The organism is Paenibacillus sp. JT31N17 (genome assembly GCF_056269255.1).
In genome coordinates, this window is the sequence record NZ_JBWDNP010000019.1 from 84,265 (window position 1) to 107,529 (window position 23,265).

The 23,265-nt window shown below is 50.8% G+C and carries 21 protein-coding genes and 1 other RNA gene; 6 read left to right on the forward strand and 16 right to left on the reverse strand.

What is annotated here, in order from left to right; translation table 11 throughout:
- Positions 1 to 128: 128 nt before the first annotated feature.
- Genes AC0YOB_RS33855 through AC0YOB_RS33875 form a run of 5 tightly spaced genes read right to left on the reverse strand, consistent with a single transcriptional unit; the run spans position 129 to position 6,010 of the window.
- Positions 129 to 1,724, reverse strand: coding sequence for a methyl-accepting chemotaxis protein (locus AC0YOB_RS33855; RefSeq protein WP_475796533.1), 1,596 nt, complete (start codon positions 1,722 to 1,724; stop codon positions 129 to 131).
- 47 nt (positions 1,725 to 1,771) lie between these two features.
- Positions 1,772 to 3,784 carry a chemotaxis protein CheA gene (locus AC0YOB_RS33860; protein ID WP_475796534.1) on the reverse strand — a complete coding sequence of 671 codons (2,013 nt, stop codon included), beginning with the start codon at positions 3,782 to 3,784 and terminating at the stop codon, positions 1,772 to 1,774.
- Between the two features lie 37 nt (positions 3,785 to 3,821).
- Entirely contained in the window at positions 3,822 to 4,250 is a 429-nt protein-coding gene (locus AC0YOB_RS33865; RefSeq protein WP_475796535.1) for a chemotaxis protein CheW, read from the reverse strand.
- A 28-nt stretch (positions 4,251 to 4,278) separates the two neighbouring features.
- The gene (locus AC0YOB_RS33870; RefSeq protein ID WP_475796536.1) at positions 4,279 to 5,352 is read right to left on the reverse strand and encodes a protein-glutamate methylesterase/protein-glutamine glutaminase; all 1,074 of its coding nucleotides are present in this window, start codon (positions 5,350 to 5,352) and stop codon (positions 4,279 to 4,281) included.
- 25 nt (positions 5,353 to 5,377) lie between these two features.
- Positions 5,378 to 6,010: an HD-GYP domain-containing protein gene (locus AC0YOB_RS33875; protein WP_475796537.1), complete on the reverse strand. Its 633-nt coding sequence runs from the start codon at positions 6,008 to 6,010 to the stop codon at positions 5,378 to 5,380.
- A gap of 170 nt (positions 6,011 to 6,180) precedes the next feature.
- Between AC0YOB_RS33875 and AC0YOB_RS33880 the strand changes: the two genes are divergently transcribed.
- On the forward strand, positions 6,181 to 7,146 hold the full coding sequence (locus tag AC0YOB_RS33880; protein ID WP_475796538.1) for a tyrosine-type recombinase/integrase: 966 nt from the start codon (positions 6,181 to 6,183) through the stop codon (positions 7,144 to 7,146).
- A 918-nt stretch (positions 7,147 to 8,064) separates the two neighbouring features.
- On the opposite strand, the gene AC0YOB_RS33885 is transcribed toward AC0YOB_RS33880, so the two are convergent.
- From AC0YOB_RS33885 to AC0YOB_RS33895, 3 genes are all read right to left on the reverse strand, one after another.
- Positions 8,065 to 9,885 carry a peptidoglycan D,D-transpeptidase FtsI family protein gene (locus tag AC0YOB_RS33885; RefSeq protein ID WP_475796539.1) on the reverse strand — a complete coding sequence of 607 codons (1,821 nt, stop codon included), beginning with the start codon at positions 9,883 to 9,885 and terminating at the stop codon, positions 8,065 to 8,067.
- 171 nt (positions 9,886 to 10,056) lie between these two features.
- Positions 10,057 to 10,956 carry a glutamate biosynthesis transcriptional regulator GltC gene (gltC, locus tag AC0YOB_RS33890; RefSeq protein ID WP_475796540.1) on the reverse strand — a complete coding sequence of 300 codons (900 nt, stop codon included), beginning with the start codon at positions 10,954 to 10,956 and terminating at the stop codon, positions 10,057 to 10,059.
- Positions 10,957 to 10,991: 35 nt separating this feature from the next.
- Entirely contained in the window at positions 10,992 to 11,603 is a 612-nt protein-coding gene (locus AC0YOB_RS33895) for a rhomboid family intramembrane serine protease (protein WP_475768810.1), read from the reverse strand.
- 100 nt (positions 11,604 to 11,703) lie between these two features.
- Between AC0YOB_RS33895 and tpx the strand changes: the two genes are divergently transcribed.
- Positions 11,704 to 12,222: a thiol peroxidase gene (gene tpx / locus AC0YOB_RS33900; protein WP_475768809.1), complete on the forward strand. Its 519-nt coding sequence runs from the start codon at positions 11,704 to 11,706 to the stop codon at positions 12,220 to 12,222.
- Positions 12,223 to 12,307: 85 nt separating this feature from the next.
- Here the strand turns inward: tpx and AC0YOB_RS33905 are convergent, their stop codons facing one another.
- The 4 genes from AC0YOB_RS33905 to cshA form a co-directional block, all read right to left on the reverse strand.
- Positions 12,308 to 12,700 carry a DUF1499 domain-containing protein gene (locus AC0YOB_RS33905; RefSeq protein WP_210046931.1) on the reverse strand — a complete coding sequence of 131 codons (393 nt, stop codon included), beginning with the start codon at positions 12,698 to 12,700 and terminating at the stop codon, positions 12,308 to 12,310.
- Positions 12,701 to 12,899: 199 nt separating this feature from the next.
- Positions 12,900 to 13,083: non-coding RNA, 6S RNA (ssrS, locus tag AC0YOB_RS33910), on the reverse strand.
- A gap of 67 nt (positions 13,084 to 13,150) precedes the next feature.
- On the reverse strand, positions 13,151 to 13,918 hold the full coding sequence (locus AC0YOB_RS33915; protein ID WP_210046930.1) for a YesL family protein: 768 nt from the start codon (positions 13,916 to 13,918) through the stop codon (positions 13,151 to 13,153).
- Positions 13,919 to 14,169: 251 nt separating this feature from the next.
- Complete coding sequence (cshA, locus tag AC0YOB_RS33920) at positions 14,170 to 15,783, reverse strand: degradosome RNA helicase CshA (protein WP_210046929.1); 1,614 nt, start codon at positions 15,781 to 15,783, stop codon at positions 14,170 to 14,172.
- 179 nt (positions 15,784 to 15,962) lie between these two features.
- On the opposite strand from cshA, the gene AC0YOB_RS33925 reads away from it, so the two are divergent.
- From AC0YOB_RS33925 to AC0YOB_RS33935, 3 genes are all read left to right on the forward strand, one after another.
- A complete protein-coding gene (locus tag AC0YOB_RS33925) occupies positions 15,963 to 16,781 on the forward strand; it encodes a YitT family protein (protein ID WP_475796541.1) in 819 nt (272 codons plus the stop codon).
- Between the two features lie 166 nt (positions 16,782 to 16,947).
- Positions 16,948 to 17,142 (forward strand): hypothetical protein, encoded by a 195-nt coding sequence (locus tag AC0YOB_RS33930; protein WP_210046927.1) that lies wholly within the window; start codon positions 16,948 to 16,950, stop codon positions 17,140 to 17,142.
- Between the two features lie 160 nt (positions 17,143 to 17,302).
- Entirely contained in the window at positions 17,303 to 18,526 is a 1,224-nt protein-coding gene (locus tag AC0YOB_RS33935; protein ID WP_210046926.1) for a putative glycoside hydrolase, read from the forward strand.
- Positions 18,527 to 18,715: 189 nt separating this feature from the next.
- On the opposite strand, the gene AC0YOB_RS33940 is transcribed toward AC0YOB_RS33935, so the two are convergent.
- The 4 genes from AC0YOB_RS33940 to AC0YOB_RS33955 are packed head-to-tail and all read right to left on the reverse strand — an operon-like array spanning position 18,716 to position 21,717.
- A complete protein-coding gene (locus AC0YOB_RS33940) occupies positions 18,716 to 19,252 on the reverse strand; it encodes an NADPH-dependent FMN reductase (RefSeq protein ID WP_475796542.1) in 537 nt (178 codons plus the stop codon).
- 41 nt (positions 19,253 to 19,293) lie between these two features.
- Positions 19,294 to 20,262, reverse strand: coding sequence for a 6-phosphofructokinase (pfkA, locus tag AC0YOB_RS33945; protein ID WP_210046924.1), 969 nt, complete (start codon positions 20,260 to 20,262; stop codon positions 19,294 to 19,296).
- Positions 20,263 to 20,293: 31 nt separating this feature from the next.
- Complete coding sequence (locus AC0YOB_RS33950; RefSeq protein ID WP_475796543.1) at positions 20,294 to 21,373, reverse strand: tetraprenyl-beta-curcumene synthase family protein; 1,080 nt, start codon at positions 21,371 to 21,373, stop codon at positions 20,294 to 20,296.
- Positions 21,374 to 21,399: 26 nt separating this feature from the next.
- Positions 21,400 to 21,717: a hypothetical protein gene (locus tag AC0YOB_RS33955; RefSeq protein ID WP_475768803.1), complete on the reverse strand. Its 318-nt coding sequence runs from the start codon at positions 21,715 to 21,717 to the stop codon at positions 21,400 to 21,402.
- A gap of 211 nt (positions 21,718 to 21,928) precedes the next feature.
- On the opposite strand from AC0YOB_RS33955, the gene AC0YOB_RS33960 reads away from it, so the two are divergent.
- The gene (locus AC0YOB_RS33960) at positions 21,929 to 23,257 is read left to right on the forward strand and encodes a multi antimicrobial extrusion protein MatE (protein ID WP_475796544.1); all 1,329 of its coding nucleotides are present in this window, start codon (positions 21,929 to 21,931) and stop codon (positions 23,255 to 23,257) included.
- Positions 23,258 to 23,265 lie beyond the last annotated feature (8 nt).

Sequence of the window (23,265 nt, forward strand, 5' to 3'; positions counted from 1 at the left end):
AAGGCCATGTCTCCTTCATGATTGAAAGGGACATGGTCTTTTTCGTGAGGGCTGGGATTCCTGGCAAACGATTCAGGTGCTTATAGATCTGAACTTTATATCCGGCAGTGTTCATTCACAGTCCGCTATTATCTGCCATCCCATCGAAAGACTTCGACGGCAGCTTGCAATTCTTCAGCCAGCTGGGCGAGCGATTGAGCGGTAGCGGCCGTTTCTTCGCTGCTTGCCGCCGCTTCCTCTGTTGCCGACGAGATGTTCTCCACCGCCGATAGTACCGTTGAAGCCTGTGCCGCTTGTTCTTCGCTCGCCGCTGCAATCTCCGTTACCTTCTGTCCGGCCTGGTCCACCATTGCCGCGATTTTCCGGAAAGATTCTCCCGTTTGACGCGACAGGTCGGAGCTGGCCTGAACGGCCGTAACGCTTCGTTTCGTATTATCCTGCATGCCTTTTATGATACCTGCAATCTGTTTGGTCGCCTCTCCGCTGCGCTCCGCAAGCTTGCGGACTTCATCGGCAACCACCGCAAAGCCCCGTCCCTGTTCACCCGCGCGGGCAGCCTCGATAGCGGCATTAAGGGCAAGCAGATTCGTCTGATCCGCAATATCCTCAATGACCTCGATGATCTCGCCGATCTTCTGTGAATCATCCTCCAGCCGGGACATTTGGGAGCTGACAGCCCGCATGCTTTCGATGGAGGACGTGATCACTTCTCCTCCCTCTCTGGCAATATCGATGGTTTGATCCGAAAGCTCGGAGGCTTCTTCCGTATTCCGTGCGACCGAGTGAATGGCCGCTGAAAGCTCGATAAACAATTCATTGATAGTCTGTGCAGAGGTCGCCTGATTCGTCGTTCCTCCGGCAATTTCTTCAGTGCTGGCCGATATTTGCTGGGCCGCCGCCGCAACACTATGAGAGGAGGAAGTGATGCTTCTCACAATATTCCGCAAATTATCCATCATATCATTGACCGCCGCCGCAAGCCTGCCCACCTCATCCTTTGTTTGGATGTTATTCTTCTCGCGCAAATCGCCGACCGCCACCTTATCAACCAGCTGAACCAGCTTGTTTAATGGCCTTGAAATAATTTGCGCGATATAATATCCAAAGGCAATACAAAGTAGGATGGAAGCAATAATGATGCTGATTGTCAGATTGCGCGACTGATTGAACATTTCGACGTTCTGATTATTTGATTGGTCCGCATGGGCGATATTCAAATCGTTCAGCCTGTCCAATATTGCGCCAAGCGCTGTGCTTGATTCCAATAGCACTCCTTCTGTAAATTCAAGCATTTCATCATTCTTGTCGGCGTCGGCAAGCTCAATCAGATGCGCGAAATTGTTTTGATAGGCGGCCCACGCACCGTCAAACGGGGCAAGCGCCGTCCTGGACTCATCGCTCATCATCGTATTTTTGAATAATTCCATCCGATCGGTAACCCTATCCTTGATGGCTTCGTAGCTATCCTGGTTTTGTTTTCGGTCGGCTGCAGTCTCATCAATGTACAAATCACGGGCAAGCTTGCGAATTTCCATCACATCCACCTCGGTTTGCGCCAAATAATTGACGGGCAGTAAATTATCCGAATACATGGCCTGGAGATTCGTATTGAAGCTGCCCAGATTGCTTAATCCATAAAGCCCAACAAAAGCGAGAATACAGGCAATGACCAGAAATGAGGAGATCAGCTTTATGCTGGTTTTTAAGTTATAGAACCATTTCATACATGTCCACCCCGATGATTTTAATGGTTTCCGCTATTGATGTACCGTCACGCGCTTCTTGTCACCAGCTTGATAATTCCGCCAATCTCCAGGATCAGGCCCACTCTGCCGTCCCCCAGAATCGTCCCGCCCGAAATCCCCTCAATATTCCCCATGTAACGGCCCAATGACTTGATGACTATCTCCTGATTGCCGATCAATTCATCAACCGCCAGCGCGATCCTCTTGTCTCCGCGTCCAACAATAACAATTGGAATTTGCCTGTTCCGATGGTTCCTGCGCTCATAGTGAAAGTAATCATGCAGCCAGCTGACAGGGATGACCTGATTGCGGATCGTCACTACGGGGATTCCTCCGACCGTGCTGATATGCTCTGGGGCGATGCGTACAATCTCCGATACACTGCTCATCGGAATAATGAAAATCCGGCCGCCGATATCGACCAGAAGGCCTGTAATAATAGCCAGCGTGAGCGGCAGCCGGATCCTGAACAAGGTTCCTGTGCCGATATTCGTCTCAATCTGGATTAATCCGTTCATTCGCTCAATTTCCGTCCGCACAATATCCATACCGACGCCGCGGCCCGATACATCGCTTACCTGTTGAGCGGTTGAAAATCCGGGATGAAAGATGAGATGTACCGCCTCCTGATCCTTCAGCAGAGCCGCTTCCGCAGCATGAATAATACCTTTTGCCACAGCCGATTGCCGGATGCGCTCCGGATCAATGCCCGCTCCGTCATCCTGTATGGTTATGAGCACCTGATTATCCTCATGAGAAGCGCTGATCTTCAGCATTCCCTTTCCCGGCTTGCCGGCGACAAGACGCTGGTTAGGCTCCTCGATACCATGATCAATGGCATTGCGGATCAGGTGGATAAGCGGATCTCCAATGTCTTCGATCAAGGTGCGGTCAAGCTCTGTTTCCTTTCCCTCAATGACGAGCTCCACTTCTTTATGCAGGATATGAGCCAAGTCCCGCACCATCCGGGGGAAGCGGTTGAACAGCTGCTCGATGGGAAGCATGCGCACCTTCATTACGCTTTCCTGCAGCTCGCCGATGGTCCGGGTCAGATGATCGGACAAATGCCCCAGCTCTTCCACTGCCTCATCAGGACCAAATTTCTGATAGAAGGCTTTCTCCATCTGCTGGATGCGCGTCTGTGCGATGACAAGCTCCCCTACCAGGTTCATCATATTTTCCAGCCGCTCCACATTGACGCGGATCGTCTGTCCCTTGGCTTTCTCGAAATGCCCCGGCGGAGCAATGCTTTCGGACTCGGCCCCGACCTGCTCGTCCTGCTCGTCCAGTGATGCCGCCGCTTGCAGTTCTGTCCAATCGCAAGCATCAACGAGCACCTCGTCCACATCCATCATTTCTCCGATTCTGCTCTCCAGCTCATCAAGCGGCAGCGCTGTGGACAGCAGCCATCGGTTCTGAATCACATTTTCTTCCATATCGGGGCCTTCGAATGCCGTATCCGACCAATAGACGTTTTCGGTTTCTCGCAATTTGCAGTCGATCAGACTGAGCCTGGCCAGCTTCATCTCACAGCTCTGGCAGATGGTGACGCTCACCCATGCCAATACGCGTCCAAGCTCAGCCTGCTCCTGTAAGGACCGCAATATCTCATGCGTAACATTTGGAGGCTGAACCCCGGATGGCTCCGCTGGATGGGATATGCCGCCGAACGACTGCAGCTCCCGAATCAGATGCTCCATATTCGAGCGCTCGCTATTCGTATATATAATTTCGGCCTGCAGCCTCTTCATGCCATCCGAGCATTTGAAGAACAAATTGGTCATCGCCTTAGTAACGGCAAGCTTGCGGTTTCTCACATTATCCAGCAAATGCTCCATCTCATGCGTCAATATTTTCATTTTTTCATAGCCCATCGCCGCTGATGAGCCTTTCAGAGTATGAGCTGCGCGGAACAACCGGCTGATCGCAGCATCGGATTGCCCTTCCTTCTCGAGGCGCAGCACCTCTTCGTCCATACACTGGAGCTGTTCCTCGAGCTCTTCCAAATAAACGGCCCGAAATTCTGACAAATCGTCCATCGCCGCTCCTCCTCAGGGGTTTTCCGTTTCGGGAGCCTTAACTATCCTGGATCAATACCTCATCCATTTTCAGAATGCCGACCAAGCCTGCAGTTGAAATGCCGATACCGGCAAAATAACTGCCGTTGATTCCCCCTATTCGCTCGGGAGGAGGTTGAATGTCGGTGAAGGTGGTCACCTGATTGACCCGATCCACAATAAGGCCTATATACTCCAGCGTGTGATTGACGACCACAATTCGGGTTGATTTCCCTGCCGGCGTTTCCTGAAGCTCGAACAACCGGCTTAAATGGATAATCGGAACGATTTTCCCTCTTAAATTGATTACGCCCTTCACATAATTGCGGCCGTTCGGGATTTCTGTAATATCCTGCATACGAATGATTTCATGAATAGCTGAAATTGTAATCGCGTAATTCTCTTGGCCCAGCTCAAATTCGACAAACTGCTCATCTGAAACTCGCATCGCATAGCTCCGATCCGTAGGATGTGGGTTATTCTCTTGACAACGATAAAGATGGCAGTCCTGTCACCTCCCTCAGCTTCGCTGCGATATCTTCCAGGTCTACGATGTAATCCACCGCCCCCGTTTCAATTGCCGCGCGCGGCATCCCGAATACGACCGAGGATTCTTTCGATTGGGCAATCGTTGTGGCTGCTCCCGCCGCCTTGCCCTCAGCCAATGCTTCAGCTCCGTCGCTCCCCATCCCCGTCAGCATGACCAAATGCCGCTTCAACCCCTGCAGCGCCGAGACCGAAGTGAATAATTCATGCACGGACGGCATGTGCAGACCTTTGCTTGGCCGCTGGTGAAGCTTAATCCGGCAGACACCTCCGGTTTCCGCAATATTCATATGCCGGTCGCCTGGGGCAATATAGACACACCCGCCCTCCAGCCTGGCATCATGCTCCGCTTCCCTTACCGTGAGGGAACAGTTGTGATTCAAACGCTCCGCCAGCGACGCTGTGAACGGCGACGGCATATGTTGGACAATGACAATGGCATGGGGAAAATCGGCAGCTAAGCCCTGGAGTACCGCCAATAAAGCCTGCGGACCGCCGGTCGATGCACCAATTGCAATAAGCTGCCCGGGCGGCAAATTTGGTTTAGAAGGCGGGATCTGGTTTTTGGGGAGGGGGGAATACTTGAGCTTAAGCAAATTTCGCAACGAAACCTGCGCGGCCGATTTGATTTTTTCCGACAATTCCTGCTTGACCTTGTACAGATCGATCGATAATGCGCCCGAGGGCTTATGTATAAAATCAACTGCCCCATACTGAAGCGCTCTGATGGTGGCCGCTGCTCCGGTCTCCGTCAGCGAGCTCAGCATGAGAACAGGTGTAGGCTTCTCCGCCATTATTCGTTTCAATGCGTCCAAACCATTCATAACCGGCATTTCGATATCGAGCGTGATGACATCCGGGGCAAGCTGCTTGGTCAGCTCAATCGCCTGCAGTCCATTCCGCGCAGTGCCGATGACTTCCAGCGCAGTGTCTTCACTAATGTACCTGCTGACCATATTTCTCATAAAAGCGGAGTCATCCACGACCAATACTTTAATGGCCAATGCCAGCACCTCATCCATTCCAAGTTTAACGTTTGCGAAAGAAATAATAGAGATCGGACATTTGCTCGGACAAGGATAGAAAAAGATCAACGATTTCTCCGTCAAACTGTGTATTTTTGTGCAAAATCAGCTCCTTCTTCGCCTCTTCAAAGGTGACCGGCTTACGGTAAGAACGGGTGGTCAGCATGCAGTCAAACGCATCAAGAATCGCACATACCCTGGCCTGAAAGGGGATTTCCTTGCCTTTTAACCCGCTCGGATAGCCCTTGCCGTCCCACCGCTCATGATGATGCTTCACCAGATCAACAATTCCCTGCTCCGTATATACCTGCTCCAGCAGCAGTTCCGCTCCCAGCTCAGGATGCAGCTTTATAATCTTCCACTGCTGGTCCGACAAAGGCCCTTCCTGCTCAAGGATTCTCGATGGAACGAACAGTTTGCCTATATCATGCAGGAAACAGCCTCTGATCAGCATCTCCTTCTCACTGGTATCCAATTGCAGCGCCGGAGCGAACTTCTCTGCCAGAAAAGCCACCCTCACACCATGCTGATAAGTCCGCGGGCTTTTGATCTCAAGCGAATTCATCCAATGTATCGTTTCCGCTTTAATGCTAGGGCGGACATCCCACTCCATATCCGCCTCATATAGACGTTTCACGCTATGCACCATCCTTGTCTGCTGTCAGTAGAACCATCGTATGAGGATTAGTATTCCGAATAGCTGTCTTTATAAAAAAATAAGACTTTAGGAGGATATTATTATTGCAAATATAACCGATGTCGTACAATAGTAGTTATGCGACATAAAGAGGAGGAGCTTGCATCAGCATGAGGAAAGTCTCAGAGGAAAAAGCAACCGAATTAGTGGTTTTACCCTATAGTTCCGGCTACAGCGATGACCAAATTATAAATATGTTTCTGGTCGCCTGTGTAAGATCCCAGAATACGAAGAGAAACTACAGCCGGGCGATTGAACGGTTCCGGCAATTCATTTCGTACAAGTCGCTAAAGAATGTGACCTGGCAGGAAGTAGAGGCTTTTAAAACAGGGTTAATTGAAGGGAAATGGGGAGCAACCGGAAAGCCTTTGGCGCCAGCCAGTGTGGCTGCCTTTATTGCACCGCTGAAGTCCATGTATAAATGGGGAAGCGATTCCAATATAGATCTGTTCGTGCATAATCCGACCACATCCATTCGTTTACCCGCGGTTCCCATGAACAGCCGCAAGCATTTTTTGACCAAAAGCGAAGTTGGGAAGCTGCTGAATGCCTTGAAGCGGCAAAACATGAGAAATTATCTGATCGGGTTGTATTTGGTCCTGCTCGGATTGAGGGTGTCGGAATTAACGGGGATTAAGTGGAAGGACTTCTATGCGGATTCTTCTGAAACCTCCATTTGGCTTACAATCAACAAGGCAAAAGGCGGAAAATCCCGCGAGGTTAAAGTCCCTAATCGTTTGTGGACACTGAGCATTCGCTATGTGGAAGCCATTTCTGCGCCTGGCTTACCAGCGCCGGAGCTTGTGTTATTTCCTGTGACAACGAGACAAATTGAACGTATTATACGCGATACCGGTGACCGATGCGTCGCCAATAAGAAACTTACTCCGCATTGGCTTCGGCATACCTATGCTACATTGGCCTTATTGAATGGAGCCTCACTCCAGCAAGTACAGGAAACGCTGGGGCATGCCCATATGAATACAACCCAACGTTATTTGCATACTGTAGAGCAATTAAAAAAAGCCGCGCCTGACTTTGTAATGGATTATCTGCATGATTATATCCCAGAATAATAGTCCTTTTGTAATAGGCATGATTTATTTTCGCTTGTTTTAATGGGATTAATATCCTATAATTCTATTTGAAAGCAGTCGTCGAATATTGGCGAATTTGAGTGAATTATGTCGCATAACTACTATTGTACGACATCAAATACAACATGAAATATATGTCCTAATTATTATACTGCATTCTTTTATTTGAAACTTCTACAGGTTAAAACTGGAAAGTCGGTCGCTGGTTATTGATGATCAGTTGCCGGCTTTTTTGTTTATTACGCCCTCCCTAAATCCCTCCTGAGGAGGGACCCCAAGGGCCGCCGGCCCTCTGGACACCCGGATCCGATAACGTCGGAGTTACACAGTAACGCTCTCTCGTTACTGCCTGCTTGGCCCGTTTACGTCCCTTGCGGGACACACTTTCTTTCGTCCATTCCCTCCCTAAATCCCTCCTGAGATGGGACCCCAAGGGCCGCCGGCCCTCTGGACACCCGGATCCGATAACGTCAGAGTTACACAGTAACGCTCTCTCGCTGCTGCCAGCCTGGCTCGTTTTTCGTCCCTTGCGGGACACACTTCCTTTCGTCCATTCCCTCCCTAAATCCCTCCAGAGGAGGGACCCCAAGGGCCGCCGGCCCTCTGGACACCCGGATCCGATAACGTCAGAGTTACACAGAAACGCTCTCTCGTTACTGCCTGCTTGGCCCGTTTACGTCCCTTGCGGGACACACTTTCTTTCGCGCACCTGGGGTGCCTGGCGGACTCCGTCCCATAATAACGTTGGCGGGACAGAGATGATGGTTTTGTGAGGCAGACTTTTGAGTCTGCTTAGACCCTGTTCTTCTCCTTAATTGCTGGAGGAGATAGGAGTTTGCCTGCCCTCCTCCGCGCAACAACGTCGGAGAGGATTGCATTAGAATAGTGATTGAGTGCTTACCCCTCGGCGAGGATATCCATTACACCGCGAAATAAAGCCGTCGCCTTATTTGATGAATCGGGAGAACGATTCTCGGCTAATACCGCTACCGTGTAACGAGGAGCTTTCAGAGGCCCGTATCCTGCAAACCACTGGTTGTTCCGCTTGATGCCCTCTCTGAGGGTCTCAGCAGTGCCTGATTTGCCCGCGACCTGCCACATGCCTCTATTGATTGACCGTCCTGTTCCGTTAGTGACAACGGCTTCCATGCCTCTTAAAAGCGCATGTGCTGTCTTGGTCGCTATACGGCCATAACGGGAAGAGGAATTCATGCGAGGCAGCACCGCCATTCGCTGTCCATTAGCATAACGAATCTCACTCACAAGACGCGGTTCCATCACTTGTCCACCATGAAGCAGCGTCAATACCAGATTAGCCGCCTGCAGAGGCGACATGGTGACATCGCGCTGACCGATTCCGGTTTGCGCCAGCTGCCCGCCATCCCGATGATCGGGGAACGCTGCGAACAACGCCCCCGCTTCTTCCTCCTGCAGCAGCCTCAGCGGCTTTCCAAGCGGCGCGAAGGGCCGGGGATCATACCAGCCAATTTTGCGGCCAATCCCCAGCTTGTCCGCTGTCACAGCCAACTGGGCAGGCGTCAACCGTTCGGCTATTGTCGCAAAGGCAAGATTGCAGGATTGGGCAAGGGCTTCACGAAGTGTAAGTCGGCCATGTCCCCCCTCCTTCCAGCAGTGGAGGCCATAATGACCGTAATCCCCATCACATTCGAACACTTCCCGCTCCTCCGTCAGACCTGCTTCCAATGCAGCTGCGGCGGTAACCAGCTTGAAGATGGATCCAGGCGTTGTCGCTCTGACCGCATGGTTAGCCATGTCGGTTCCTGCTTTTTTCAAAGAATCCGGCGCAAGCAGCGGCCGCGAAACCATGCTGACAATATCGCCCGTATGGGCATCCAGCACGACGACCGCCCCTTCACGGAGACCATGAGCATCGGCATATGCCTCAATCTTGTTTTGCAGCGGCAAATCCAGAGTCGTAACAACCTTAAGGGGATAATAGGGATTATCCGGACTGGTTAATCGCATATCCAATCCATTAAGCGGCTTGTCCGAACCATCGGTGAAAAAAGAGACTGAAGTTGCACCGGTGCCCCGGAGCAAGCCGTCCAGCGACCTTTCCAGCCCTGCTCCGCCCACCTGATCAGTCAGCTTCATCTTACGCTTGCTAAGTTCACGCTCGTATCGGGTTTGAAGCAGCTCGGGATGCTGACTGATGTAGCCGATCGCATGCTTGGCATCGAACCCGGATGGATAACGGTTCCGGTAAGGCAAAATACGGACGCCGTCCAGCCGCAAGCCGCTAATGGCATCCAGCTGCTGCTTACTGAGCTTATGCGGTGCAGACTCGCCCGCCACCTGCCAGAATGACGGCGCCTTCAAGCCTTCCATCCATACCTTGAGCTTTCCGGTACTGACACCCAGCGCGGCTGCCAGCTTCTCAATTTCGCTCCGCTGCTGCCCGTGATTCCGAATTCCCTTCTGCACAGGAAATACCGCCAGTCCTTGATACGACTCACCAGTCAATGCCAGCCCGCTGCGGTCCACAAAATCTCCCCGCCCGCTATCAAGGAGCAGCCCCCGCTCCCGCTGTGCGACCGCCTCCCGCTTCCAATTCACACTGCGGCTGGTAGCCGGAGCGGCTGGCATCAGCTGCAGCCAGGCAAGCCGCAGCACAAATATCCCAAGCACAGCGCTCATACCAAGCAGAACGATAAAAACACGCCGATTCCTCCTCATCCGGCGTTCCCTTCCGTTCATCGATTTCCCTCCTCATGCATGACGCTGAACTGCCCGTTACAGGGCAGAATTCGACAATACCTCCTATTATCTCCTATTGCAGCTTTTTCATCCTATGCCTGACAAAGAACCTCCAATGCCAAGATCGAGGCAAAATAAAGAGCCCGCCATTCAGCGGGCCCATCGTCAATGTTATTTAATACCTTTGCAGCTGAAATAATCAAGCAGAAAGCTTTGAAATACTTTGGCTACAAGCGGCAGCTTTTCGTTGGAACGATAGATCAGACCGATCGTTCTCGTCACAGTGGGAGATTTCACTCTGACTTTGACGGGCTGCAAAGGCCCTGAAGGGTACAACGCCATTTCCGGAAGCAGGCTGACTCCCATCCCGGCAGCGACCAGACCGCGAATCGTATCGGTCTCTTCCCCCTCAAACCCGATATGGGGCGTGAAGCCCGCTTCCCTGCAGGCATCCCATACAATCGGACGCAGAGAGTACCCCTGGCTGAACAACACAAAATTATCATCCTTCAGCTGAATCAAATCGATAATATCTTCTCCGGCCAGAAGATGGTTGGGCGGGAGAATGGCAAACAATTCTTCCGTCAGTACCGTCTCTCCTGTAACTTGACCATGCTGCTCGGGAAACGGCGATACGAAAGATAAATCAACTTCGCCCTTAACCACGTCCCGGATCAGTGAAGGATACATCCCCTGCTTAAAGCGGAAGGTAACATTGGGATGCAGCTTCCGGAACGTCGAGACGATTTCGGGAATGAGAGAAAACCCGAGACTATGCGGAAAGCCCAGCCTGATCTCGCCTTTCTCGGGGTCAAGAAATTCATGAACATCCGAAACAGCCCGTTCCAAATCAGCCAAAATCACTTCGGCTCGTTTCAAGAAAAGCGCCCCCACCGGAGTCAGCTGCAAATTGCGTCCCTTTTGCAGAAACAGCTTTGCACCAAGCTCCTGCTCCAGCTGATGGATTTGGCGACTTACCGCCGATTGTGCGACATGCAGCTCTTCAGCCGCCTGCGTCACATGTTCTTTTTTGGCTACTTTAACAAAATAATGCAGCTGTCGAAGCTCCATGAATTCCCTCTTCTCCTTCGTTCCCGTCCGTACGTTTAGTAACGTTTTCTTTTGTTGATGGTATACCAGTCAAACCCATAAGCCAGAACAAACCCGGCAAACAAACCGCCTATATGAGCCCAAATGCCAATTCCCGGTACAAAAACGGAGTATATAAGACCAAAAATCAAGATCACATAGACCGTTTTGCGGGATGCCTCATCCAGTGATTTTTTCATCAGGGCCAGATAAAGATAAGCGCCATAGATGCCGTAAATTGCTCCGGAAGCACCTGCTCCTGCCGTCTGAGCCTCCGCTATGGCGCTGAACAGATTGCCGACAATTCCGCTGATCAGATAGAACAGCGAGTAATGGATATGCCCAAGCATCTTCTCCAGCGGAGGAGCAAAAATCAGAATGGCAAACATATTAAAGAACAAATGCTGAAAACCAAGATGAAGAAACACCGCCGTCACATAACGCCAAGGTTCTTCCAGGGAGAAATAATTCTCATAGGGATCGCTGTAAAATATGCCCCGCTCGAGCAGCGCATGGTTGCCGCTGAGCTCATCGATCAGAAACACGAGCAAATTCAGGGCAATAATAATCGCTGTGACCGGATACATCCGCAGATAGCCGCGAAAGCTTTCATATCGTAGAAAGATCATCCTTTTCCTTCTTTCTCATATATTGGACAACAGCAATTCATTATGATTATAATAAATTTGTTATGAAACATACAATTATTTAGAAGGAGGACGTTTTCCAATGGCACAAGAACGCACAGGCGTGGCTACTCTCAAAGGAAACCCGCTTACACTGATTGGCCCCGAACTGAAAAAAGGTGATGCAGCACCAGATTTTCAACTGAACAAATCATTGGTGGATGTCGTCTCATTAAAAGATTTCGCTGGCAAGGTTAAACTCGTTAGCGTTGTTCCCTCCATCGATACCGGCGTATGCGACGCTCAAACCCGCCGTTTCAACGAAGAGGCCGGCAAGCTCGGTGATCAAGTGGTCGTACTTACCGTCAGCGTCGACCTTCCGTTTGCCCAAGCGCGCTGGTGTGGAGCTGCGGGCGTTGAGAATGTAGTTATGCTGTCCGACTACAAAAACAACAACTTCGGTGAAGCTTATGGCGTACTGATTAAAGAACTTCGCCTGGATTTCCGCAGCATCTTCGTTATTGACAGCAATGATACCATTCAATACGTTGAAGTGCTGGGCGAAATGACCGAGCATCCAAACTATGAGAACGCAATTGAAGCGGTAAAAGCGCTCGTATAGTTTACATACGGGTGAACAGGTGCGATGGTTGCGCGCCAATTCACAACAAAAGCGAGAGAAGGATTTTTCCTTCCTCGCTTTTTGTTTATATGCCAGATGTTTTATAAGCAGCAAGCTTCTTGTCAATCGTTCTGTAAATATCAAGAATCGTACGATAATTGGAACCTAGATCGCCGAGTGAACCCCGTGAAGCCGAATAGATATCAATAGCGGATGTAACCGGATTCACACCAATCACTGACACGGTAATGTCCATGGTGCGACCCGTCATAGTACGTTTTTCGAGAACAATTTCTCCAACGGAAACGACCTCATGCAGTACTTTGTAGCCCTGCATTTTCTTCAATAAGGAGACAACTTCCTCCCACGCCTTATCCTTCGACAACTTGTAAAAATGGGATTTTAGCAATGGATCTTTCGCTTTATCGCCAGTCAGCTCATGACTGCGCAGCAACCCTATCAGGGTTCGCTTCAACAAAGGTGATCTCCCCCTCTAACGTCTATGTATGCTAACCAATATCATAGCATAATTCACACATTAAAAAAAAGGGGCTGCCCCCTTTTCTTGAAATATCAGCAAGGACCAGTCAACGCGTCATTCCTATCTGATATCTTTATTGGGAAGAAAGCAACTATGCCATATCCTGACGCTTCAGCCGCTTCTTCTTAATTTTGAAAAAAAACCCGCTAATGCCGTCCGACCCGCTTGCTTCTGAACCCGCTCTCGCAGGTGGGTGTCCGCAGGAACGTTTTTGAGGTCCCCTTTCGAGGGCATGTCAGCCGCGTTCCGATCTAGGTCTCCCGGGAAACAGCCATTGGTTCAAAACAACGTAAAGCCGTAACGAGCAAAAGCAGGATGTACTCATTATTATAGAGGTTTTTGAATCAAAAGTAAACGTAAAGCAGCTGCTAATTTAGGGAGCATTCGCTAGCTGTCCTTTTTCACTTCTTCATTGAGATTCATCAATTCAGCCTCAGCTTCGGCTTCAGCGGCTTTCTCCGCCTGCAGCTGCAGCTTTGTATAAATCTGATAAAAACCCCAGAACGAAATGGCCGCAACGATACTGCCTGTGAAGAAAGGCACCAGGAACATCAGCTTAGGCGAGCTGAAGCTGATATAAACGACTACGCCGCACATGATGGCGGTGGACAATGAGCGGAAAGGACGGCCGATAGTCAGGAGCACTGCGTTCTTGAGCAGTTGAAACGTCTTCATATGGTAATGGACGACCATAGAGAAGAAGTTAAACAAGGAAACGGCAAGCAAGGCCATGATTGCAATGAATAAATAAGAAACCAGCTGAAGATACTCCAATTCTTTCAAGTATACCTGGAAATCAACAATCAGAATGGCGAACAAAATAACATACAAAATGCCGCCTATCATGCTTTGCAGATAGCTTTCCTTGTAATTCCGGAAAAATGTACGCAGAAGCGGGGCGTCCACTTCCCCCATCACCCACTTACGGGCAACTCCGAACATAGCCGCCGTCGCCGGAAACAACGTAAAAGGCGCTATAATACTTGACAAGACAACACTGCTCAAAAATTGATCGGTGTTCTGAGCCATAATGACTGGGAAGATCAAGAAAATATACGGTATTGAACATAAAATCCACAATACATTCGTAACCGATAATCTCATGATCCACTCCGAGATCTTGTACAGCCCGCCCATTAAGCCTCTCATTTCCATGATTGCCTGAATCCCCCTAAAGGCGTTTTTCGCAAGAAAACGCTGCATCGTAAGTATGAGCCTTGGCGTTTCCGTAAGAAACGTGTACAGCAAGCGATTTCATTATTCTATATAACTATATAATAGGTTGCCCCTAATCGCCAACTCTTCATTCGTTCAACCCTTATACGAATCCATATTTTCCATTAAAATCAAGAAAAACGGGGCCACCCGCCCGATTGCTCGGCTATACGGATAGCCCCGGTTAACCATTAGTTGCGGTTGAAGTCTTCTGAAGATTGACGCGAACGGCGAGTATCGCTGCTGCTGCTGCGTCCCTGTGAAGAGCCTCTGCTTCCGCCTTGGCCATCACGGTCGCTGCGGTTGTAGCTGCTTCCGCTGCTGCTTCCGCCACTGCGGCTGCCGCCGTAGCCGCCGCGGCTATCGCTGCTGCGACCGCTGCTGCTTCCGCCGCGGGGACCGCTGCCGGTGCGGTTGCCGCCGCCAAAAGGTCCGCCGGAGAAACGACGCCCGCTCGAACGGACATCCGGTCTGCGTTTTTTAGCACGGATAGGATCTTCCGGTGTCAGCTCGATGCTGACATCCTTCTTCTCACCCGTGATCAGCTTGATGGCTGCTGCAAGCAGGTTGACGGAATCATATTGCTCCAGCAACTGGATCGTGATCGCTTTGAATTCATTGATCGAATCGCTCTCAACAAATTCAAGAATCCGTTCAGCCGTCAGGCGCTGTTTGCCTTCAATCGCTTCCGCAATGCTCGGCAGCGGCTTCTTGGCAATTTTGTGGCGCGTGACTTTCTCAATGAAATGCATGTGGTCAATTTCACGCGGAGTGACGAATGACCATGCCGTTCCTTCTTTGCCCGCGCGGCCTGTACGGCCGATCCGGTGAACATAGCTCTCCGGATCCTGCGGCAAGTCGAAGTTGATGACATGCGTTACGCCCGAAACATCAAGACCGCGCGCAGCAACGTCCGTCGCAACGAGTACATCGATGCTGCCGTCACGGAATTTGCGCATGACGTTGTCACGTTGGTTCTGCGACAAGTCGCCATGAAGTCCGTCAGCGGAATATCCGCGTTTTTGCAGGGCTTCGCTAAGCTCATCCACCCGGCGCTTGGTGCGTCCGAAAATGATCGCCAATTCAGGTGATTCCATATCAAGCAAGCGGCTCAGTGCGTCAAACTTCTGACGTTCATGAACTTCAATGTAAGCCTGCTCGATCAGAGGCGCACTGATCTGGGTCGGAACTACGGAGACATGTTCCGGATTTTTCAGAAATTGCTGTGCCAGTCTCTGGATGTTGGCCGGCATCGTAGCCGAGAACAGCATGGTGTGGCGATTCTCAGGCACAAGAGAGAGGATTGTGGTAATGTCCTCCATAAAGCCCATGTCGAGCATTTCATCCGCTTCATCCAATACGACAGTTTGTACATCGTCCAGTCGAATGGTTTTGCGGTTAATATGATCAAGCAACCGTCCGGGTGTTCCGATAATGATTTGCGGCTTCTTTTTCAAGGAGCGAATTTGTCTTCCGATCTCTTGTCCGCCATATATCGGTAGCGAACGAAGACCTTTGTAACGGGTAAGCTTACCGATCTCTTCCGAAACTTGAATGGCAAGCTCGCGGGTCGGGGTCATGATTAATGCGACGATACGCTCTTCGGTTACCGGAATCTTGTTAACGAGCGGGATTCCGAAGGCGGCCGTTTTGCCCGTTCCTGTCTGAGCTTGACCGATCAAATCGGTACCGGTCAGCGCAATTGGAATGGCTTTTGATTGGATGGGAGTGGATTCTTCAAACCCTAGCTCCGTGATGGCTTGCAAAACTTTAGGTTCCAAGCCGAATTCAGCAAATGTTTTCAAACTTTTTCAATCTCCTTCTATCTGCACTCTACAGAAAATATACAGTTCATTATAGCACAACATCTTGCATGAATACCAGTAAGTCGAAAGTACGCATACTATTTACACACACAATCCCCGCGGCGGCAGCGAAAGGACTTGATGTCAAGCGCATGCAAATAAGAGGTGAATCACAACAGATGAAGAGACTCCGCACGGCGATTGTCATGCTTCTGAGCTCGGCCCTGATCGCCTTTGGCTTCAACCAGCTCCTTATCCCGCTGAAGATGATCAGCGGAGGTGTATCTGGAATAACCATGATTATCGGCTATGCCACGGGCTTCAATATCAGCTGGCTTTATTTTGTGCTCAATATCCCTGTTTTGATCTGGGGCTGGAAGATCCTTGGCCTTCGTTTTGTCGGCTGGAGCATCTTCTCTGTCATTACGACCACTATTGCCATCCAGCTTATTCCAACTGAGGCGGTCGTGAATGATCTCACGCTTGGAGCTGTCTTCGGAGGCGTTGTGGTGGGCTTCGGCAGCGGGTTGTCGCTTCGCGAAGGCGCTTCAACGGGAGGCTTCGATATTGTTGCGACCATATTGACCCGTAAACGGGATTTATCGATCGGCATGCTTATTTTTGTCATGAACGGGAGCATCATTATTGCGCTTGGTTTGTTGACTGGCGACTGGGATGCCGCCCTCTATTCTCTGCTTTCCATCTTCACAACCGGCAAAGTCATTGACCTGATCCACATCCGCTATGTCAAGATTACCGCCTTCATCATCACCAACTGCGCCCAGGAGCTGCGCAGGGAGCTGCTGCCTTTGCAGCGCGGCATTACCGTTATCCGAACCCGCGGCGGATACACGGATGCGGAGAGGGACATGCTTATGACTGTAACAACCCGCTTCGAGCTGCCGGAACTAAAAAGAATTATCCAAAAAACGGATCCAGCCGCTTTCGTGAATATCGTCGAAACCTTGGGTATCATGGGGGACTTCCGCAGAACCTGACCTAAGATAGCGTTGTTTGTCTCCTGCTGCAGAAAGCGCGGCAAATATGGAATTTTCCGTATACCCCTAGGTTTTTCGCTTCGCTGCTGTTATAATAATGCTACCCCGCAGATTTGGTTCTTGCCATACGTTTTTGCCCTCCATTACGATGAAAGGGTGATGCTTGATGGATATGGAAACGGTCAAACTGTTGATGATTGTGGAAAAGCTGGTTCCAGAGCTAGTGCCTTTTCTCACGGAGCGGGAATTGAACCTGAATATTGTGCTTCGGGACGGACTGTCATTATTGGAACCGGGAGATGCGATGGAAATCGTGCAGCACAGTATTGTTGAGCATCAAAAAGCAGTGTACTTGCATTAAAATAAAGGCGGCGGGAACGTATTTATACGTTCCCGCCTTTTTTTTTGCCCGGCGCCGATTAGATCTTCTCCAATTGCTTTAATATCCTACAAAATACCTCTGTGCCTCTTTCTATAACTGAATTATAATTAATGTACAGAGCCAAATGGGAGAGAACACAATGGATGCCATTATTTCAATTATGCTGTTATTGTTTCATGTTTTATCCGGAGGAACGGCTCAGAGCGGGCAAGAGAGTGCTTCCACTTCCCAACTGCTAAGCACTTTATTTGCCGGTCACGGTCCCGCGCAAACGGGTCAGGGAGTACAAACCGGAACGGGTGCTTCAAGCGGTGCAGGCACTTCGGACTCCTCCACCGGTTCGATTCTGGTGAAGAAAGACCCTCAGCCGGATGCTCCCAAGGTAAAAGGCGTCTATGTGACGGCCTACAGTGCCGGCGGCGAGCGGATGGAAACGCTGCTCAAGCTGCTCGACAGTACCGATTTGAACAGTATGGTTATCGATTTGAAGGATGATCTGGGCAACATTACATACCCCACGGAAAATCCGGAGCTTCTGAGGCTGGGCTCGCCCAAGAAGTATATCCGCGATATCTCCGCCATGATGGATCGTTTGAAGCAGCATAATGTCTATCCTATCGGCCGGATCGTTGTTTTCAAGGATACGGTGCTCGCCACCAAGCATCCGGAGCTTTCCTTTCGCCAAAAGGACGGGAGCATCTGGAAGAACGGCAACGGGGACAGCTTCGTTAATCCTTATATGAAGGAAGTATGGGACTACAATATCGAGGCCGCCAAGGAAGCCGTCAAGCTGGGCTTCAAGGAGATTCAATTTGATTATGTGCGTTTCCCCGAGGGCTTTGAGAATAAAGCGGATTCCCTCGTATTCCAGCACACAAAAGAAAGCCGCGTCGATACCATCGCCGCATTCGTCAAATATGCCAAGTCACAGCTGGAGCCGCTTGGCGTCCGAGTATCCGTGGACATTTTCGGCTACGCCGCCTCGGTTCCGGCAGCCGAAGGAATCGGTCAGGATTTTGTTAAAATTTCCAAGCATGTCGATGTGATCTGCCCGATGGTGTATCCCAGTCATTACAGCACAGGCTGGTTCGACGTGAAGGACCCCGACAAGGATCCATATGCAACCATTAAAGGCTCCATGGCCGATACGCATAAGAAGCTGGATCCGATCGGTTCCTACAAGCCGGTTATCCGGCCGTGGATTCAGGATTTCACCGCCAGCTGGCTGGGCAAAGGCCACTACATCCAATACGGCAAGGAACAGGTACAGGCGCAGATTAAAGCGCTGCATGATTCCGGAATCGATGAATTTCTGCTCTGGAACGCAGGCAACAAATATACGGCTGGTGTAGATTATAAATAAGAAAAAACGGCTCAGCTGCCTAAGGGCAGCTGAGCCGTTTTTCACATCTGATACATAAGCAAAGTTTGGCATTCCTGTGCTTATTCTGTAAGAATGCCCCGCACAGCCGGCAGCGGTGAAAAATGAAATTTCACAGGGTGCCAGACTTTTTGCAGGGCTTTTTTAACTATAAGGGCCGTCTCTAATCTGTTAATCCTTGAGAAGCTTCTGCGCCAGCTCCAGAAAATACTTTACGGCGTGATGAATGCGAAGCTGGACACCCTCTGAAGCAGGTGCGCCGTCAGGGCCAAACTCACGCTGCGCTCCGCCCACCGAGATCCATTCCGGGCAGTTGATTCCGTGCACATTGCGGACAATCGTCTGCAGATGCTGCAGCGAATTGACTCCTACCGCACCGCCTGCCGAGCTGATGGACAATACGAGTTTGCTGTCAAATTGCTCTGCGCTGAGAAAATCAAGAGCATTCTTCAGCGCGCCGGAAATACTGCCGTGATACTCAGGCGTACTAAGCACAATTGCATTGGCCTCAAGTACAGCCTGGCGCAAGGATATTACCTCTGGAACCTGGACAGCATCATCCGAGCAATAAATCGGAAGACGATGCTGATGCAAATCCACCATATTAACCTCGTGACCCTGTTCTTCCATCAATCCAGCCGCATATCGGGCCGCTTTTGTGCTTGAAGCTCCAGCCCTGGTGCTTCCCGCAATAATAACAATTTTCATATAAGTATCTCCTTTGATTCAATGAAATCATTAAGGCTTGCTTATTGGGACAAGCGCAATGCGAGATTGTACAGATCCATGTTAAAAGGCTTCTTGGTATTTACCACTTTATCGATATCGGTTACAGTCAGTTCTCCGCGAATGATGCCGCAGCCTTTGCCTGATTCGCCTTCCATAAGCATGCGTACCGCAAAGTCCCCCAGCTGACTGGCAAGAATCCGGTCATTATGCGTCGGGTTGCCGCCGCGCTGAACATGACCCAGAACGGTAACGCGCGGATCTACGTCGCAGCGCTCTCTTATCCCCTGGCCGATCTCTTCTCCGGTGCTGGCCCCCTCTGCAACGACAATAATACTGTGGCGCTTGCCTGACAGGAAATTTTCCTTCATCCGGTTTGCGACCTGATCGATGTCAAACGGCACTTCAGGCACGATGATCGTTTCCGCACCGCTTGCAAGTCCGGCGAACAATGCGATATCGCCGCAGCGCCGGCCCATAACCTCAACGACCGAAGAACGCTCATGCGAGGTCATTGTATCACGGAGCTTGTTAATCGCGTCAACCACGATGCTCACCGCAGTATCGAAGCCGATGGTGAAATCGGTGAACGGAATATCATTATCGATCGTTCCCGGCAGTCCCATCGTCTTGATGCCGAGCTTACTCAATTTGTTCGCTCCTTGGTAGGAGCCATCGCCTCCGATTACAACAAGACCGTCAATCCCGCGGTCACGCAGTACTTCCGCTCCCCGCTGCTGACCTTCCGGGCTTAAAAATTCCTTGCATCTTGCCGTCTGCAGAATCGTTCCTCCGCGCTGAATAATATCTCCGACGCTGCGCAGATCCATTTGCCGCAAATCATTGTTTAACAGCCCCTGATATCCCCGCTGAACGCCATATACCTCAAGACCATGGTACAGCGCACTTCTTACCACGGCGCGCACCGCCGCATTCATGCCCTGCGAATCTCCGCCGCTTGTAAGTACGGCAATCGACTTGACTGCTGACATTTCAATCCACTCCCTGTCTCTTATCTATATCTTAAGTTTGCCGCATTCTGATCCAGACGCTGTTCCCCCAAAAAAATAATCGTGCAAGAGGACTTCGTCTCATCAGATGTTTGGAAACGCGACGTACGTCCGACTGTTCCCGTACCTTCGGATCCGACAGGTACAAGGCGAGCAGTCCTTCAATAATCATGGTATGAAACTGCCTGCCTGGCAGCGCCTGCACATCCTTGCGCGCCCTTGCCGCAATCTCGCCGATTCTCTCCACAAGCTGCGACTGATCTTCGTAATAATTGCAGAAGTTCAAATCCCCGCCGATACGGTCTTCTTCCTGGTCGATTAAATAGTCCAGCATAATGTGAATCCCGCATACATGAGGAAAATAGGCGTTCCGGATCAACAGGGCATCCTGCTTCGCAAGCCCCTCCTCGGAGGCCGCAAGAAAAAGAACAAACATCCCGAGTGTAGACCCTGTTGCAGCAGCAAACTCGTTCCACTGCAAATGGGGTACCTTCTGGCTGTGCTTCTCCCACCACCCCAGCAGCTCGGGTTCACGGCGATTTTTGACAATATGCTTGTACACCTGTAAATCGCCATAGAGGCCGACCAGCTCGGAGACAGGCGACTGAACGCTGCTATAGGAAGGAAGCTGCCGTATGCAGCTCTGACAGGTCTGCACGAGCCCGTGCAAATACCCACCATCCTCCCGTTCATTGCGCAATGCGTAATAATCACGCAGGGGAGCTCCGGGATCAACCGCATCCAGCATCGCCTGATGCAGCAGCCGAAAATCGCCCTCGTCCTGCGATGTGCTGCGGTCGCACAGATTATCCAAATAATCGCTGATCGTCTGAAGCGCTACGATAAGCGGAACGAGTACATGCCGCTGCTGAAGATTGGCGGCGGCGTAGATTCCTCCACCCTCGCAATGAAATTGCTTGTCTCTCATACTGGCGAGCGCTTGTGTCCGCAGTTCGTCATCGGGTATCTGCCCGGCAATCATCTTCAGCCGTCCAAGCTCGGCCCTAACCTCGGGAAGTACATATTTATACACCCGGTACATAAGCGAAACGGGTGTTTTCGGTACATGACGAGCGTGCGCCAACATTTTCATTCAAGCGCCCTCCTTGAACCCTTCCTTCAGAAATGGCTCCGCGTCTCAATCTCCTGATTGATGCGATACCAAATATGCAGATCATTAATCCGGCTTGCAAGCTCCGCGATTTCTGAATTAATGCAGCAGGAAGTCTCGAAATCTTCTTCCTCGTATAATTCCGCCTGTTTCACATTTATTAACCGTTCATAAGCAAAGACACGATCCGGGATCGTGCCGCGAATAATTTCCCATTGCGTAACTATGGATGAGCGCACTTGTTCACTATAGCTTTCCCATTCCTGATTCAGTTCAGGCAGTGCGATCCCGAGGCGTTCGTTCCATATAAAAATGTCATCCACCATAGAAAACCTCCAACCACTAATGTACCATTTCATTACGCACAAATCCAGCGCGAAAACATGTTCGTGCAGCCCGTTTCCACCACCCGGAACAAGGCGGAATCTTGCAGCCGCCCACAATTTTAATCGAACGGCAAGCTTGGGGCCTCTACGCCCTGTTCATCCATGCTATACTGTTTACCATAATAAATAACATCAGGGAGACGAGTCAAAAATGATTCAACAGCCGGGCACAGTTACGATGGGACAGCTGTGGCGCTTTTTTTTACCGCTAGGCATTTCAGCAAGTCTCGTAACGTTGTCGCATGTCATTATTAACAGCACGTTATCGCGAGCGGACAACCCCGAACAAATTATTGCCAGCTATGCGATAGCCATGAGCCTGCTCATTATAACCGAACGGCCCGCCGTACTGCTGCGGCAGACAAGCTCTACTCTTGTAAGGGATAAACGTTCCTTCCGGTCCATGCTGCTTGTCGGGCAAGCCGTGTTCGGAGCCATTATGGCGCTTGGCCTGCTCATCTGCTATACGCCGCTTGGCGTCTGGATCTTCCAGGGGGTGTTCGGGGCTGATGAGTCGCAGGTTCCCGACATCATAGATGTTTATCAAGTGCTGATGTTTGTGAGCTTGTTCTCGGGGATCCGCTGCTTGTATCAGGGCGTCATCATTTATAATCTGCGGACCAAATGGCTGACCATCGGGATGAGCGTACGCCTGCTGGGGATGTACGGGTTATCGTTGTATTTTATCCATACGGGGGTGCACAGCAGCTCGGTAGGGGCGGTTATTTTTCTGGTCGGCATGATCATGGAGGCCGCTATGAGTTACGCGGAAGGACGCCTGCTGGTCCGCCAGATGCCCGATGAAGCGGAAGGACACGCCATTAAGTCGGGCAGGCAGGTGTTCTCTTTCTATCGTCCGATGCTGTTCTCTACCTTTCTTGCTGTGTGGATCGGCCCTTCCATTAATGCATTTCTGGGCAAAACCTCGGATGCTGCGCTGGCCATAGCTTCCTTCGCGCTCGCTGCGAGTCTCGTGCAGCTGGTCACCAGCTTTTTCAGCTATTTTCATCAAATCGTCCTTAATTTCTATCGAATTGACCGGGATGCGGTCCGCCGCTTCACGCTGGCCTTCGGCTTCATTCCGCTGGCGCTTGTAAGCAGCATCGCCTTCCTGCCCTTAGGCGACTTTATCGTCGGCGATATCATGGGGGTGCAGGGAAAATTAAAGGAAGAGACGCTCCGGGCATTAAAGCCCTTCGCTCTCTTCGCCCTGGCCATGCCCTGGCTGGATATGTTCAACGGCATCATCATGGTGCGCGGCCATACGCGGGTGATGCTGGGCTCGCAGGCCTCAAATCTGCTGTTCACCGTCACAACGATTGTTCTGCTGGTGTCGCTTGCGCCCGGCTGGAACGGAACAATCGGCGCTTGCGCGCAATCTGCCGGCCTTGCCGCTGAATGCGTTTTTGTGGCATTGGCGATCAGGCGAGGCCGCAAATCAAACCGGATTATAGCCGGAAAAGTATTGGATATGGAGTGACACATACA